This window comes from Paenibacillus sinopodophylli (genome assembly GCF_005930355.1).
Taxonomy (GTDB): Bacteria; Bacillota; Bacilli; order Paenibacillales; family Paenibacillaceae; genus Pristimantibacillus; species Pristimantibacillus sinopodophylli.
Window position 1 is genome coordinate 1 of the sequence record NZ_VDBO01000019.1, and the last position, 16,339, is coordinate 16,339.

Below are 16,339 nucleotides of genomic sequence, written 5' to 3' on the forward strand. Positions count from 1 at the left end.
GCAGTGATCGTTGTTGCTAGTGGTGCTGTCGATACCGGCTCAGTCACATATTTCGCAGCCGTACGTGTACTTTCCAGTTGACCTTCTTTCTTGACGCTGACATACACACTTCCTGCAGCAACGCCAAGCTGTTCGATCGTTACCGTTGCTGTTGTTGCACCTGTGCCAACCGTTGCTGTGCCGATTGCTGTTCCGCCTGTTGCTGCAGCGTAGACGTTCACGATGTCGCCTTCTGCAAGACCTGTAATCACAACTGTATCGTCAACGCCTGCTTTGTTGTTCGTTGCAGTGATCGTTGCTGCTAGTGGCGCAGTAGCTACCGTCTCGGTTGCATATTTCGCAGCCGTACGTGCACTTTCCAGCTTGTTCGCTTTCGTTACCGATACGTATGCTGTTCCGCCTGTTGCGGTAAGCAGATCGTTTTTCGAAATCGTTACTTCCGTTGCACCGCTTGCTACAGTTGCCGTGTCAAGTGCCGTGCCGCCTGTTGCTGCCGCGTAGACGTTCACGATGTCACCTTCTGCAAGACCTGTTATTTTCACTGTATCTGCTGTGCCTGTTGCATTATTCGTTGCTGTGATTGTTGTCGCTACTGGTGCTGCAGTGATTTCAGCGTCGTACGCTTTAACCGTTCTTACACTCTCCAGCTCACCATCTTTTTTCACGCTGACATAAACGTTGCTTGCTGCTGCGCCAAGCTGTGTAATCGTAACTGTCGCTGTTGTTGCACCTGTACCGACTGTTGCTGTTCCGATTGCTGTTCCGCCTGTTGCTGCTTTGTAGACATTGACGATGTCGCCTTCTACTAGACCTGTCACAACCACAGTATCATCTACGCCTGCTTTGTTGTTCGTTGCAGTGATCGCTGCTGGTAGCAGCGTAGCAGCTACCGTCTCAGTTGCATATTTTGCAGCCGTACGTGCACTTTCCAGCTTGTTCGCTTTCGTTACCGATACGTACGCTGTTCCGCCTGTTGCGATAAGCAGATCATTTTTCGAAATCGTTACTTCCGTTGCGCCGCTTGCCACAGTTGCCGTGTCAAGTGCCGTGCCGCCTGTTGCTGCCGCGTAGACATTCACGATGTCGCCTTCTGCTAGACCCGTTACTTTTACCGTATCTGCTGTGCCTGTTGCATTGTTCGTTACTGCAATCGAAGTTGCTGCTAGTACCGCTGAGGTCTCGGAGTCGTAAGCCTTAGACGTTCTAGCGCTCTCGAGTTTATCTGCGTTTTTCACACTTACATACACTAAACCAGTTGCAGTGCCTAATTGATCAATTGTAACAATCGCTGAAGTTGCGTCTGCAGCCACTGTGGCTGTTCCGATTGCTGTGCCGCCTGTTGCTGCTTTATATACGTTTACCACATCACCTGTTGTAAGCCCGGTTACAGTGACTTTATCCTGAACTCCAGCCTTATTATTGACTACACTAATTGTGTTGGCAGCTAGTACAGCAGATACTGGCTCACTGATATACGTTTTTGATGTACGCGCACTCTCTAACTTATTCAGCTTTGTCACTGAAACCTGTGCTGTTCCACCTGTTGCCGTGAGCAAGTCTGCTTTGGAAACAGTAACTTCCGTTGCGCCCTCCGCAACAGTCGCACTTTCAATAACACTTCCGTACACAGTTACAACATCACCTGTTGTAAGTCCGATTACTTTGATCGTATCAGCGCTTCCTGTTTTTTCATTGTTAATCGTAATGTTACCCGCAGACGGAGCTACAGATGTCTCCGATTCATATGCTTTAACTGCACGAGCACTTTCCGTATCAGCACCGCTTGTAACCGTCACATATACGCTTCCGGTTCCACTGCCGAGCTGATCTATTTCTACTAATGCTTCGGTCGCATCATTGGCAACGGTTGCTGTTCCCATGAGAGTGCCGGAGGTTGCCGCATTGTACACCTTGACAATATCACCTGCTACGAGGCCCGTTACTTTAACCGTATCTTTAACTCCTGCTTTATTATTAGCAACAGAAATAGAAGCGGCTACTGGAGAAGTTGAAGCTGCTGCATACCCAATGGCTGGGCTTACTGCAGATAGAAGAAGTGTTGCGCTTATTATTCCTGTTGCAAGTTTAACGGATTTAGATTTTGATCTAGGTTGTACTTTTGACTTTGGCTTCAATTTCATCGGCTGTGCCTCCACAATAGATCTAGTAGTTTACTACTATTACTATCGGAAATAGCATCCATATTATTTAGTAGTATTTTTAGTCCGTAATTTAAAAAATTTGTAATATTATTATGAAGAACTTCAACAGCTCTCTAGTTCTAGTAAACTCTAACCAATCCATACAAAATCTTAAGAAAATTATCTTAAAAAATGTATTTTAATCATATAGATAAGTTTGCTATATTAAGAGATTCAAATAGTTCTATAGTACTATTTGAATTAGTTTGATAGTTCGCTTACTTTAATCGCACATCAGGCAAATTTTAAAAAATTCAGTTGCTCAACTACTACTAAGTTATGTCATGAATTTCCTGCTTCCAAAAGAAGACTAACTGTATTGCAAAGGTGAAAAAAAGTAAATGCTATGCTACAATACTACAATTGCACAGGCATATATTATTAGGGAGGTTTATTGCAGAACCATGCTTATTATTGGTATCGCCGGCGGCACCGGATCCGGCAAAACAACGGTTGCCCGCTCTGTCATTGACCGCCTTGGGTCAGACAAAGTGACATTCATATCCCAAGATAACTATTATAAAAATCCCATTCACCTCAGCTTAGCCGAACGTGAGCTTATTAATTATGATCATCCCTTAGCATTCGACATTGCGCTGTTAGCAAATCATCTTCTCGAGCTCAAAGCAGATCAGACGGCTTATGCGCCAGTTTATGATTTTACCATCCACGGCCGCTCCACTACAGAAACAATAGAACTAAAACCGAATAAGATCGTCATTCTGGAAGGACTGCACGTATTGGCAGAAGAAAGCATCCGCCGAATGCTCGACATTAAAGTTTTTGTCGATACTGATCCAGATGTCCGTATATTGCGTAGAGTATTACGGGATATAGAGGAGCGTGGAAGAACGATCCAGTCCGTGCACGACCAATATCTGAATACGGTGAAACCGATGCATGAGGCTTTTATCGAGCCATCCAAAAAATATGCTGATATTATCATTCCAGAAGGCGGACATAACGAGGTAGGCATCCAGCTGCTATCGATATTAACTGAGAAATATTTGACGGACAGCCCAGGCTTGCTTGAATTTTAGCAGCATCGGAATCATTATCACTACGAGAGCAAACCGCTTTTCGTGCAAAAGCCTCCAAACCGCGGAATACGTGGAATTGGAGGCTTTCTTTCGCATTAATACACCATTATGGCTTGGCGAACTGTAGCACGGCTATCGCAGCACGTTCTCGTCGATCTGCATCCTCACTGCTCATTGCCTTTTTCAGTATATCCAACGCCTGATTAATGGTCTCTCCGTCGACTATCGACGCTCGCACCATATTCTCGGCCTGTCCTGCAGGCCTCGCCATCCAATACTCCACCTGCTCTAGGCTTACCGCCTTCTCCAGCTTCGATAGTATTGCTGTCCGATCCACGAACGCCTTTAGTTCCGGATGCAAATCTGACCGCAACAAGCTTTTCAACCATGTAACGCCTCGCCTATGGCAAGGGCTGCCTGTATCCGCAGACATGCTGTCGACATAATAGTAATCGCCTAGATCTCCCATATGAACATAATCGCCATCTGTCATAAAGAGGTAATCACCATCCTGCATATCATACACGAAAGAGCTAATTTGCTGTAGCTGCTCCAGCAGGTTTAACTCCTTATTATCACAGCCTTGAACCGCCTTAGCCTGTCCCTCATCCTTGCTTACTTGCTCTAAGTCCCCAACTCCAGGCCAATCAAAACCTACGTAATGATCCTTCAAAAACGTAGAGATATGCAGAGTGCCTTGAAGCTCAGTATTCAAAAGAAAAACATTCATTCGATATACCTCCTATCGGATATGCGAGCCATTCCAAATTGACCAACAACTCCATAATTATCCATAAGGACTACTCACAGTAAGCTTTGCGCTCGTCATTATGAATAGTAAATACCCATTTGAACCAATACATCAATTATGCATGAGAAGCATGCGCCACACAATTCCAGTACCTCGGCGGACATAAAAAAACGACCTGCAGCGGTCGAAATTTTTACTCGTTATGAGAGTTTCACATTCTCGAAGGCACGAATACTGTTTTGTTCTTTGGAAGTATCCAGTACAGCAAACATGATTTCATCAAAGAGTGTACCGTATCGCTCAATGAAAAGCAGTTCCTTCCACCATTTAGCAACTTCAACAGGGTCATTACGGAATACGCCGCAGCCGTAAGCTCCGAGTATAATCGATTTGTCGCCCTTAGCGGCTAGAATAGCTAAGGCTATACGCATACGATCCTTCATCACGCGCTTCGCTTCCTTCGAATCCTCTCCCTTTAACAGCACTTGCCCATAATTGACTGCAGGCAGCGTTAATACAGACGCGGTAACCGGCTGCTCCAGCAGGCTGAAGCGCTCATCGCGAAAAAATACCACATCAGGCGAATATATGGCAAAGTCCGTGTACATCATGGAGCTAAGCGCACGGTTAGTCAAATAATAATGTTCATGGCATAGCTGCGTGGCATACAGCCCGCTCGATGCAGCAAGGCTTTCCTCCTGCGCCATCGCGCCGTTCAGAAACCCGCCGCCCGGGTTTTTGGCACTCGCAAAGTTAAGTACGCCAATATTCGTTTTATTCGCTTCATCTAATTGCAAGATAGCCTTAATAGTAGCCATGTTGGCCAACGTTATTTTCGCAAACGGCGCTGCCGGCTTGCTGATGCATGCCTTCACCATTTCTCGTCCTTGCTCTGGCGTAACAAGTACGCTGTTTTCCTCTGAAGCTTTTTGTGCCTGTGCGAAATCGATCTTGCGCCCTTTATGCTCATAGAAACCTTGGCGCATAATGCATAACGATTCCTCTGCTGTTTGCTTACGGTTCATCGTACTCTCCCTCTTTCTGTGCTAATTCCTGACGCACCTCGGTTAAAGCAAAGCCTAGGCCATTCTTGCCACGCCATTTCAACGGATGATTCGCATGAGGATCACTACTCTTCATGCCAATTCCCCAAATGCGGTCATACGGACTGGCCTCCACAAGCAGGCGGTGCCCCGTTTGCTTAAGAACATTCCACAGCTCCGGGTTTTGCGAGAATTTCGCTATATTTCCTCGTTTTACAATATCAAAGCTATGCTGCTCCCAAATGCGGTTGTCAAAGTTTTGAACAGCTCGACCATATGCTTTAATCGCTTTGGGCTGATTCGTCTTCATGATGGCCGCCAACATCTTGTGGTCTTCAAATAAACGAGCTTTCTCCGCCATCATGTATTGCTCGGTGCTGGTATACATTATCCCGTCCACTTGAAACTCACAAATCCACCATTGGCTGAAGCAGCTTTGGTTCACGCTTCCGTCAGCAGGCGGCGTATGCCCCCAGAAAAACACAAAGCTTGTTTTTTCCCGGCACGATACTGACTTTGTAATTGCTCTAAGTGATTTTCCAACCTTAACACTCCTTTATACTGATGAATTTGTTCAACCCTTTCAAAAATGAAATAAGGCTAGAACTTCGACTTATATATATTCCTTCAGCAGCTAACTTCATTTAAATAATTACTTTGATACTTTTAAAATGATATTATCAATTTAAGGCACTTTACTCTATTTGTCAATACCGCTTTTTTTCAAGCCTTAAACCTCCAGTTCATACCATATTCGCTCTCAGCTATATCCAAACAATAAACACTTGCCCTCGAAATAACGGAAAGAGCACCGTCCTTTCCCATTAACTTAGGAATGGCGGTGCTCTTCCGTTTTAAAAGCCAGTTTAGAGTCTTCCTCTTCCACCGCCACCTTGACCTGATGTTCTCCCTGATGTTACTCCTGATTCACTCAAGTAAGTAATGGATGTAGAGAGGGTCGCGCTGACAATTTCTGAGCCTGCTTGGTATTCACCTTCTGAATAAAGTCCACCCGATTCACTGCCCGTTGAAGAACCACCCGTATAAAGGGTATACGTCGTACCTTCCCGCAGCTCTGGAGAGGAAATAACAACCGTCTGATAATCCTTGGTAGGAGCAAAGCTTGCAATCGTCTTGCTGGTTTCATCCTGAAGATGAACCATCGTTCCTGCTTGCTGAGTGCTTGCGAACTGCATCATAATCGATTTCTGTGTCGACTGCTCAGAAGGAGGTTCAGCCATGCCTGCGCTTATCAGCCTTCTAACATACCAACCAGCATACGCGCCACTCTGACCTCGCCATAGCCGCCAGACAATCTAATTATATTGTTATGACCTGGTTCTAGCGGAACCGTAATCCGGGCTTCGCCGCTGAATTCGGATAAGCTGCCCGTCGATCGCACATTAAGCAATGAATAATCGCTTCCGTTAACCGTCAAATGCAGCTTGGCCAAACGCTCCTCCGTTGCATAGTGAATAAATAGTGCTGCTCGGCCACCCTGCTCTCCAGCTACATGTTCAAATTCGCAATAAGAGCCTTCACCACCCAAACCGCTAATGAACCGATTACCCTGTTTATCCGTTTCGAGACTAGCACCTCCGCCTGTGCTGCTAGCTGCTGACTCATATCTGTTAAGGTCCAGAGCTTCACTCGGTGTATGGACTACTGGCAGCACACCTTCTTTGGTTTGTACAACCGTTTGAATGGAACCATCCTCATTAAAATACAAATAGTCGATGCATACGCTTCTTAAGTTCCCTTCATTAGAAATCTCCTGGTTATGATAGAACAAATACCATTGTCCTTTGAACTCGGCTACGGAGCCATGTGTAGTCGAGCAACCGGTTGGCTCAAGGAATATACCTCGGTATGTCCAAGGACCGAGCGGTTTATCGCTTGTTGCATATCTCATCCGGTTATTGCCTTCTAAATTGTCCGCATAGGTCAAATAATACAAACCTTGCCGTTTAAACACCCAAGCTGCTTCGTGAAAGTCCTCTAGCCCTTCCATTTCCAGCATGTCGCCCTTAATCGACATCATATCGTCATTCAATTCGCCGCCCTCGCATCTGCTGCCGCCGCCGTAATACATGTAAGCCCGCTCGTCATCATCAACCAATACGCATGGATCAATGAGGGCAAATCCACCAAGTCCAGGAACATACCCTTGGTCAACAAACTCGCTTGCGGGCTTCTTACTCGTGGCAACGCCAATTTTCCATGTATCATTCCATGCTGAGCCGCTTGGATGCGGATAATAGAAATAATAAGTCCCGTTCTTATAGGCACAATCCGGCGCCCACATAAAGCCGCCCTCCGGCCTGCCCCAAGCCACATCCTCCGAGCGCAGAATCTCTCCCTCATCGACCCAGTTCACCATGTCTGCCGACGAGAACACATGATACCTGTCCATCAGATCGCAGCCTCTTGCCGGGTCCATATCATGCGAAGCATAAATATAAACCTTGCCATCCTCCCACACATGCGCGGATGGATCAGCTGTGTATATCTTGTCTATAATCGGATTGTGCGAGGATTGCTTGTTTACTTGTAATGCCGTGTTTTTGATATTCATAATGGTTATCCCCCTATTACTCACGGATTAATCATACGCTTGCTTCAGCATAACCCGTGCGGTCATCCCTCTGCCATGAGGCAATCGTAAACAATATAGGGGGTTTATAAATACAAATAAACCTGCCCCTTTGTATCTATACAGGGCAGGCAGGCTAAAAGGTTAAGTTTAGGAGAGCCATCCTTTTCGGATGGCTCTCCTAGTATTTCAACCAATAACCAAGTCAATAAACTTTTCCAACGCAGAAATATCGGTTATGTTCTTGTTGCATTCATGACCATTCATGCATATATAGTTGCCGATCGATTTGTAATAATCTGGTGAAGCTTGTGCCGGCCTTTTCTTGGTTATTGCTGAAAAAAAGACGAGCTCTTCGTATCTGTTGCATACGAAACAGTAGCTTTTCTTATTAACCGTAGTGAATCGACCTTCTACACCGATAAATTGTCCACCTGCATCATACACGATGTACATTTTATTCGTCGAGATATCCGTCCAACTCAGATAGGATACATAACGATAGTCGATGACTGCGAGGTTAGGCAGCTGCAGCTTCTTGTTCTTCGGAAACAGCTTCCGAATTTGCTTCTCTGTAATCTGCGGAAATTCGAGCAAATACGGTTCAAAATCCTGAAGATATTTGTGAAAATCATCTGCCATTTTCAAATCCGAAATGGATTCCAGCATCGTTTTCCGATGATCCGTAATGTCCGGAAACAGCTCCATTATCCGGGTTAGCGCGCTATAACGGACGGTTTCCAATATTTTCGGATCGCCAACCGCTCGAAGAGCATGAAGCACAGTATCTGCTTGTTTCTTGATAACATTATATTGAGCGTTTCTAATAAATGGTTCGTACATGGACGTCAGCCCCTTATTTTTATTTGGACAGCAAATAAGGTGCAAAGCCAATTATTAGAACTGATAAATGCTTACTTGGGCGACTCTCATCTAGTCCAGCCCATGCAAAATATCGCCTCCAATTCAGGCTTTGCATGGGTCCTTTCCAATCTGGCAAGCGCTGATTGCCATCACTATCACATCCTGTTCGCTGTAATGGGGATATTATACCCGAATCATTCTTTAAAATATAGGGAGAACGAATATCGAAAGCCGAACGGGGTTGTGGCATTTTGCTGTTCCATGGCCTTTAGCCATCGCCCTCGTATCATTTTATAAAAAATTAATTATTGTTATTTACTTGTTTATTTCTATTAAACAGTAGTTAATAAAGATGGGGTATGATACTCGTTAGACTCTATCCAACATGCTGTGAAATTCGTAGTATTGGGATTGTTAATTTAAATGATATAGAGGGATATTATGTCGATTCGTGCTCGTTTATTGTTATCTTATATTCTGATGTCTTTCCTGCCATTGATACTCGTAGCCGTTGCATTGTACATCGTTTTGAATGCTTTTGTTGGTGAATTTATTGGCCGCTACAACCTTAACTTCAGCCATAATAATAATCCCTTTAAGGTCATGATGACGAAACAAAAAGAGGTATTCACCGATATGAAGCTGAAAGCTTCTACAAGCCCAGATCAGTTGCTGCTCGAACCATCTCTGCTTGAGGGTTGGGATAGCCAGCTTAAAAAAATCAACATGGGCATCGTTCTTCAACAAAACAATCAATTGGTCTATGCTTCGCCTTCTTTGAATAAAGCGGAGGTTGTGGAAGCCTTCGATCAATATGACAGATCCGGCAGCTTTGCTGATTATTTTTATATTTCAAACAGCTACCAATTTCAATACAAGGACCAAGGCGAGGGCCGTTTTTACATCGTGACGGATATCGGGCCTCTATCTGAATTTATCGGAAAATACGTTGTGATTACCGTTTTGTTATTGGTTTTTATTCTCTTACTAACGAATGGTGCGCTAACTTACTTTGTATTTCGAAGTACCGTTACCCCTTTAAAAGCCTTGCGACGCGCCGTTGACCAGATCAAAGATGGCAACTTGGACTCCGCTGTGAATTTTAAAAAAGATGAAATTGGCGGGTTGTTTCAAGCCTTTGAAGAAATGCGAGAGCAATTAAAGCATTCGATTGGCATGCAACTGCAATATGAGGAAAATCGGAAGGAACTCATCTCGAACATTTCACATGACTTAAAAACGCCAATAGCAAGTATTAAAGGTTATGTAGAAGGGATATTGGATGGAGTAGCTGACAACCCGGACAAGATGGATAAGTACATCAGAACCATCTATGCAAAAACGAAGGATATGGATCGTTTGATTAATGAATTATTTATGCTATCCAAGCTGGATATGGGGAAAATTCCGTTTTATTTTGAAAAAGTGAACATTATTGAATTTCTTGAGGATTGTACGGAAGAGATGCAATTTGTGTTGAACGAAAAAGCGATAACACTTTCATTGGAGCTATCAACAAACGAGGCTGTTCTCATTATGGGGGACCGTGAAAAGCTCAAGCGTGCTATCAGCAATATTTTAGACAATGCCGTAAAATATATGGATAAAGAATGGGGAACCATTCGGATTCGAGTAGCTGAAGAAAGCGAATGGGTCCAACTACGGTTTGAGGATAATGGTCAGGGAATGCAGCAGAACGAGCTTCCTCATATTTTCGAACGATTTTATCGATCCGACCTATCCAGAAGCTCAGAGACGGGCGGCAGTGGTCTGGGGCTGGCTATCGTCAAACAAATTATTGAAGAACATGGTGGAGAAGTACAGGCAGCAAGCGAAATTGGGGTCGGCACAAGTATAGCGATTAGGCTAAGGAAGGTGATGAGACTTGAGTAGAATTTTAATTATAGAAGATGAAAAAAGCATAGCTGAGCTGGAACGGGATTATTTGGAAATAAACGGGTATGAGGTGGATGTTGAGCATAGCGGCGATCAAGGATTAATTCGTGCTTTACAGGAGTCCTACGATTTAATTATTCTTGATGTCATGCTGCCCAAAGTAGATGGATTTGAAATTTGCCGAAAAATACGCAGCGAAAAAAACACACCGATTATTCTGATCTCTTCTAAAACGGAGGACATTGATAAAGTCCGTGGACTCGGCCTGGGCGCCGACGACTATATGGTTAAGCCCTTTAGCCCAAGTGAAATGGTGGCACGAGTGAAGTCGCATATCGCACGTTATGAGCGCTTTCTAGGAAAACAGCAGAATGAAGAAATTAGTCTAGGCAGCCTCCGGATCGATAAAATGTCGAGAAGAGTATATTTGAATGAAACAGAGGTGACGTTTACGACGAAGGAGTTCGACCTTCTAGCCTTTCTGGCAGCAAACCCGAATCGTGTTTATAGCAAGGAGCAATTGTTCGATCGGATTTGGGGCTCCGACTCTCTGGGGGATCATAACACGGTAGCGGTACACATCCGTAAAGTACGTGAGAAAATCGAGCCGGACAGCTCCAATCCACAATACATTGAGACGATATGGGGCGCGGGTTATAGGGCTAGGCCGTAATCAATCATGTATGCTTCACTAGACTTCCAGCGTAATGAGCTGGGGGTCTTTTTTTGTTACTTTTATTCAAAAATGTTTATCAAAATTTAATACATGATTATTTTATAGATCAATGATCTTTAGCGGCAGATAATCTGGCACAGTTAGAATTATAAATATAGAAATGATAACCGCATACACAAAAGGAGAAATCAAAAAATGAAAAAGATTGTACGTATTGTTGTTTATTTCTTAGCCTTTGTCCTTCCGCCTGTCGTTGCGGGATTAGCGAGTATTAGCAGTTTGCCGAAGGCCGGCAGCTTTGACGTACAGATGTCGGCAGAAGTGATTGCCAGAAATGCAACGCCTCCTGTGTATGACTCGAAAAAGCCAACAGTAGCCATCATGCTTGGTGATGAAAAAACCGAGGCAATCGACTTTATGGCGCCTTACCAGTTGTTTGCAGCATCTGAGGCATTTAACGTTTATGCAATAGCTCCTGAAAAACGGCCCACTACGCTAACAGGAGGACTGAAAGTGATGCCTCACTATTCCTATGACGAGCTTGATGAGATGCTAAAGAAGGAGCCGGATGTCATTGTTATCCCGTTCATCCCTCCAGGATCGGAGAAGGGGCAGCAAGCGGTGCATGATTATTTGTTAAAGCATTCAAGCGAAAAAACGATATTACTGTCGATCTGCAACGGAGCAGAAAATTTGGCAAGTACAGGCTTGTTGGATGGATTGTCGGCGACGACCCACTGGGGAGATATTAACGGAGTAGAAAAAAAATATCCTCAGGTAAACTGGGTTCGAGGACTGAGATATGTGGATTCGGGTCATATCGTTAACTCTTCTGGGCTTAGCTCTGGTATAGATGCATCACTTTACGTAATAGCTAAATTCGCCGGTGAAGATACCTCCAAGAAATTGGCCAAGAGCATCAATTACCCGACTTATCATTTTGTTGACCACCCTCAGATGGAGCAATATAAGCTGCAACTAAGCGATGCCTATGTTTATTTGAACTATGCATTTAAGAAGAAGGAACAAACCGGCGTACTGCTCTATCAAGGAATGGATGAGCTCTCGTTGATTACATTGTTTGATACCTATCCGGCGACCGGAACGACTCGTCTAATCACAATTGCCGACTCCATGGAACCGATTCAAACTAAACATCATCTTTATCTCTTTGCTCAGTATGATTATGCAAGTGCGCCAAAAGTTGACCGAATGCTGCTGGCCGGGGCTGAGGCGAAAGCTTTAGCAGACACCGACATTAGACATTGGAACACCAAAAACACAAACACGGAATTGGTTTATCTTAACGCTGATGCCCCTGAACGTTACGTTTTGGAACCGATATTAGAGGACTTGGCGAAACATACGGATGTTTTGACTGCAAAGTATGCCGCCAGAAGATTGGAATACAGAGGCGATGACATGCATTTGGCAGGAAGTTTTATATCACTGGGCATCCTGTTAAAACCATTGCTGATTGGATTGGTGGCTTTGTTGCTTGTTATTTATTTACTCCACTTCCGCAGATCGAAAACAAAATAATGCATAGCTGCTGCAGCGAGCAAAAAGCGTAATATCATCCGTTCAATGAGAACCGAATTGGCCTCTGTCATTTCGGTTCTCTTCGTATGGGCATGACCGTTCATCAACTACTCGATTAATGACTATCTCGCAAAAATAATATAATCTAAGCCCACTGGTTCAAAACCATTTGCTCGAATTCGCGAGTTAATCTGTCCTCGGTGATACTGGCCATGTAGAGCTACATGAACTAAAATATCTCGTATGGAAGTCTTAAACGCTATGCCTTTACTATTTGAGTATGATACTAATTTATCTATATCGATCTTTTCTAATTCCGTGAGTAGGTTTCTGAAGTCTTCCTCGTTTTGTTTAACAAGCTTTGTACACTCTTGGAGGTCACCATCAGACCAGATCGGCAAATGTGAACTGTCCTTTTCTCTGAGTCTTGCAATCCACACTCGTTCGGCATTCAGAATATGTGAAAATAAACGCACCTGCTGGCTCTCAACATCTATATTTTGCAAAGTTTCTAGAATACGTTGATTAGCCCAATGAAGATGTTCATACATCTTTTGAATGGTTTGCAATAGACTCGCCTCCTGATTGCATTCAATCGTTTAACACCTTACATGCTTGCGTTTGAAGCCAATCCGCCCTTTATCTACTGCATTTTGAATGTTATCGGTAGCGGATATGAACTTGCTTTTTGCCTTGTCTCGGTTAACTTCAACTGGGCCAACTGCCTTTGCGGTCTCGGCTGCCTTATTATGGAGTGGCAAATAGGATACCCCTACTGTGTAAATAAAATTATTCATGGAATATTTCGCTCGTTCGGGAGCATCATGAATCGTATTTTGCGCCATTTCAAGCATACCAGCGAGCTTATTTTCAGAAAACTCGCTATCCGGTCGATTACCTAATAGCCAACAGTAACAACTCCAACCCGCCGACATTTTCAGCTCTTCACCGCTTGCAATCCATTTATCGGCAACTTCTTGTGCAATATCTGCTTCTGCCAAGGTTACTGCCACTACAAAATCAGACAGCATATAAAAATATGCCGACTCGATCCAACGATCAAAATCAGCTGCAGTCATTGCTTTTGGATCTGCAATTACGCCTGCAAAGTACATGGCATCGTAGTTCCCCGTCGCATAAAGCTGCTCAGCCAAAGGCTGATTTATTTTAATGATCTTAGACATTGGCTTCATTGCGCCAGTAGCTACACCAAATACAGGTTCGTTCGCGCCGTTAGACATGTATATTTTCTTCGTTCTTTCCTTACCGAGAGCTTCAAGCTCTTGCATAACCATTTCGTAATTCATCGCTCAGCACTTCCTTATTCGAAGGATTTCGTCCATTTTATCAAAGACAATTGTTCACATGTAATCTTATCTCTATTCTTCAATTATCAATCCTCTTGCAAACAAATTTCAACAAATTCAAATAAACTTTTCGCCTCTACAGAACGATTTCCCCAATCATGCCAAAAGTAGAGTACTTGCCCCACGACTCCCGCTTCTGCTGGATCTGTATCTATGCAGAGATAATCTCCGCCGCCATTTTCTGCAATTGGAATCCATTTGGAATGCCATAGCACTGGTTTAATTTCACTATCAATGTCCATCTCCATATCATCTGGATCAAACTCTTCCTGCAAAAAACTCCAGTTTTCTATAATTAGTGAGATAGGTGAGAGCGTTAGGTTTCTTAAAAAAGAACTACCTCCCACTGCACCATTTTGTATGCTATAAAAACTTTTCAACTCTTCAGGAAATGTAATGCCAAGAGTACGCTCGATTAAATGAAAATCCTCATCTGCTGCACCCGACAGTAACTGCAAAGATTGTTTGAAGTCTACTTCTCGCTCTGATCCTCTATTAATGATGCGCGTCCACAGAAACACAGCTTGATTGAGCATGCCTTTACCCTCCATTTTTCCATACTAATATTTTATTTCATTGAGAACTCCATTTGAATGGTGGCAACCTTTTCTTGAGCAGTCCGTTTATAATGAGGTAAAGTGAATATATGGAAATTAGAGGAGGTTCATCCATGCAAAGAAAATTGATTCTTCGGACCGTTCTTACTGCTTCTGCCTTACTCATTGCGATTCAAATTGGACAACCAGCAGGTAATATAGGAATTAGCCACGTGTATGCTGAGAAACCTGTTATATCCATTGGTATAGGTAACGTAGGAATTCAGACACCGATTGTCCAGCCAACTTGGTCCGCACAAGTCGATAAGTGGGATGACTATTATCTTACTTCTAACTATACAACAACGGGTGAGGGCAAGATTTTTACGTTAAGAGATCGGAAGCTAATCGCTTTGAACGCTCAGACGGGAAAGACCGTTTGGACTTTTAAAGATGAGATAGATATCATGCGTCCCACATTTGTCTATCGGGAGGGAAATATTTACGGAACTTTAAGTGACGGGAGTCTCTATGCCCTTTCTGCTACAAGTGGGAAGAAGCTTTGGCAGTCGAGCGTCCGGATTGAAAACCCAAACGCTATCGAAGTTTTCGGCGATACGTTATATGCCCTCATAGATAATTATACATTTGCGGTCCATGTGAAGACTGGAAAGCAGCTTTGGGTAAACACTTGGTCCCCAAAAACGACCGATCCACAACAAGCCTATTACGCTAGTTTAGGAATCATGGATGCAGGAGATGTCGTATTACGCAACATTACCATGTATGAAGCAGCTCAAACCACTCGTCAACTTAATGCCATCGATAAGAAAACGGGAAAGATTCTTTGGGGTATGAATAATGAAGACACCCCATTCAAGATCGAAGGAGGACTAGCGTACCTCATTAAAAATAATAATCAACCCCTAGATGAAGATACTGAGCGCAGTATTACATTTACCGTCATTAATGTAAAAACCGGTGAAGTAAAAGGCAGTCGTATTTACCGCTGGAATGTAAATGACGGTTCTAGCATAGACAATGATACTCGTACCCAAACCTACTTGGATGGGAATGATTTATATATCCATCAAAATGAAACGATAGCAAGGTATGATTTTAAAAATTATAAACCGGATGGCAAACCGCTGCAGACTTATAGTAAGCCACACTTTGATCTTAGCTCATATCCACTTAATAAAGTTCACCGCGGTCGTATTTTGTTCGGTAATACGCAGTATGGTGCACTCTTCAGTATAAAAAAGGTAAACGGACAATACATGAGCTGGACTGGGGATAACCCGTCTGCAAAAACTGTGGTCTACGGAAAAGGTGTTTATATGGCCCAGACGGATGGCATCCTGCACGCGGTCGATTTCGATTCAGGCAAACCGCAGTTCCGGGTGAAAACAGGTGCGCGTCAATATGAAAATCTATTTAAAGAAGATGGATTCCTCATCATACAGACGCCTGACAAACTAATAGGAGTTAAATTACCTGCTGCTTTAAAGTAATTTAGCAATCACTAGGGAGCAGTTGCGATAATAAACTACTGCTCCGTAGTTAAGAAACTATAATTTTTCATCCAAGCATAATGCTACCCCTATTAAAAATATAAACCGTCTTACTTTTTCCGTATTTTTCTTACTATTAAGATGCAGATCGAGTACAGCAAAAATGTGAATAAAGCTCCAATCAGATGAACAAGCCATGTGTAATGGAAAACGATAAAGTAACTGTCTTGATACTGAAAATCCTCAGCCGGCTTCGAAATCATATACCCGGAAAGTAGAAAGATAAGGTAAGGGGCAAATAGGCTAAGCGCAATTC

At 43.5% G+C, this 16,339-nt stretch carries 15 protein-coding genes; 5 read left to right on the forward strand and 10 right to left on the reverse strand.

Annotated features, from left to right (window positions below; genetic code table 11):
* Positions 1–2,141 (reverse strand): hypothetical protein (locus FGT79_RS31670; RefSeq protein ID WP_212758651.1); only part of this gene is annotated, 2,141 nt, incomplete at its 3' end.
* A 464-nt stretch (positions 2,142–2,605) separates the two neighbouring features.
* Here FGT79_RS31670 and udk point away from each other — a divergent pair.
* Positions 2,606–3,241 carry a uridine kinase gene (udk, locus tag FGT79_RS28400; RefSeq protein WP_138756213.1) on the forward strand — a complete coding sequence of 212 codons (636 nt, stop codon included), beginning with the start codon at positions 2,606–2,608 and terminating at the stop codon, positions 3,239–3,241.
* A gap of 106 nt (positions 3,242–3,347) precedes the next feature.
* Here the strand turns inward: udk and FGT79_RS28405 are convergent, their stop codons facing one another.
* The 6 genes from FGT79_RS28405 to FGT79_RS28430 all read right to left on the reverse strand — a co-directional run bounded on the left by FGT79_RS28405 (position 3,348) and on the right by FGT79_RS28430 (position 8,471).
* A complete protein-coding gene (locus tag FGT79_RS28405) occupies positions 3,348–3,971 on the reverse strand; it encodes a hypothetical protein (RefSeq protein ID WP_138756214.1) in 624 nt (207 codons plus the stop codon).
* A gap of 221 nt (positions 3,972–4,192) precedes the next feature.
* Positions 4,193–5,017 carry a TIGR02452 family protein gene (locus tag FGT79_RS28410; RefSeq protein ID WP_138756215.1) on the reverse strand — a complete coding sequence of 275 codons (825 nt, stop codon included), beginning with the start codon at positions 5,015–5,017 and terminating at the stop codon, positions 4,193–4,195.
* Positions 5,007–5,519, reverse strand: a complete 513-nt coding sequence (locus FGT79_RS28415) for a riboflavin biosynthesis intermediates N-glycosidase (protein WP_138756216.1) — start codon at positions 5,517–5,519, stop codon at positions 5,007–5,009. Before FGT79_RS28415 ends, FGT79_RS28410 begins: the two co-directional genes overlap by 11 nt.
* Positions 5,520–5,901: 382 nt before the next feature.
* Entirely contained in the window at positions 5,902–6,276 is a 375-nt protein-coding gene (locus FGT79_RS28420) for a hypothetical protein (protein WP_138756217.1), read from the reverse strand.
* An 11-nt stretch (positions 6,277–6,287) separates the two neighbouring features.
* On the reverse strand, positions 6,288–7,610 hold the full coding sequence (locus FGT79_RS28425) for a family 43 glycosylhydrolase (protein ID WP_138756218.1): 1,323 nt from the start codon (positions 7,608–7,610) through the stop codon (positions 6,288–6,290).
* A 207-nt stretch (positions 7,611–7,817) separates the two neighbouring features.
* Positions 7,818–8,471 carry a FusB/FusC family EF-G-binding protein gene (locus FGT79_RS28430; RefSeq protein ID WP_138756219.1) on the reverse strand — a complete coding sequence of 218 codons (654 nt, stop codon included), beginning with the start codon at positions 8,469–8,471 and terminating at the stop codon, positions 7,818–7,820.
* Positions 8,472–9,218: 747 nt separating this feature from the next.
* Between FGT79_RS28430 and FGT79_RS28435 the strand changes: the two genes are divergently transcribed.
* From FGT79_RS28435 to FGT79_RS28445, 3 genes are all read left to right on the forward strand, one after another.
* Positions 9,219–10,385, forward strand: coding sequence for a sensor histidine kinase (locus FGT79_RS28435; RefSeq protein ID WP_425465052.1), 1,167 nt, complete (start codon positions 9,219–9,221; stop codon positions 10,383–10,385).
* Positions 10,378–11,061: a response regulator transcription factor gene (locus FGT79_RS28440; protein WP_138756221.1), complete on the forward strand. Its 684-nt coding sequence runs from the start codon at positions 10,378–10,380 to the stop codon at positions 11,059–11,061. Before FGT79_RS28435 ends, FGT79_RS28440 begins: the two co-directional genes overlap by 8 nt.
* A 198-nt stretch (positions 11,062–11,259) precedes the next feature.
* Positions 11,260–12,606, forward strand: coding sequence for a DJ-1/PfpI family protein (locus FGT79_RS28445; RefSeq protein WP_138756222.1), 1,347 nt, complete (start codon positions 11,260–11,262; stop codon positions 12,604–12,606).
* A gap of 122 nt (positions 12,607–12,728) precedes the next feature.
* Here FGT79_RS28445 and FGT79_RS28450 read toward each other — a convergent pair whose 3' ends face one another.
* The 3 genes from FGT79_RS28450 to FGT79_RS28460 all read right to left on the reverse strand — a co-directional run bounded on the left by FGT79_RS28450 (position 12,729) and on the right by FGT79_RS28460 (position 14,509).
* Positions 12,729–13,175: a DinB family protein gene (locus tag FGT79_RS28450; protein WP_138756223.1), complete on the reverse strand. Its 447-nt coding sequence runs from the start codon at positions 13,173–13,175 to the stop codon at positions 12,729–12,731.
* Between the two features lie 30 nt (positions 13,176–13,205).
* Positions 13,206–13,913: a DNA alkylation repair protein gene (locus FGT79_RS28455; protein WP_138756224.1), complete on the reverse strand. Its 708-nt coding sequence runs from the start codon at positions 13,911–13,913 to the stop codon at positions 13,206–13,208.
* A gap of 86 nt (positions 13,914–13,999) precedes the next feature.
* Positions 14,000–14,509 (reverse strand): SMI1/KNR4 family protein, encoded by a 510-nt coding sequence (locus FGT79_RS28460; RefSeq protein ID WP_138756225.1) that lies wholly within the window; start codon positions 14,507–14,509, stop codon positions 14,000–14,002.
* 134 nt (positions 14,510–14,643) lie between these two features.
* On the opposite strand from FGT79_RS28460, the gene FGT79_RS28465 reads away from it, so the two are divergent.
* Complete coding sequence (locus FGT79_RS28465; RefSeq protein ID WP_171056497.1) at positions 14,644–16,023, forward strand: outer membrane protein assembly factor BamB; 1,380 nt, start codon at positions 14,644–14,646, stop codon at positions 16,021–16,023.
* Positions 16,024–16,339 lie beyond the last annotated feature (316 nt).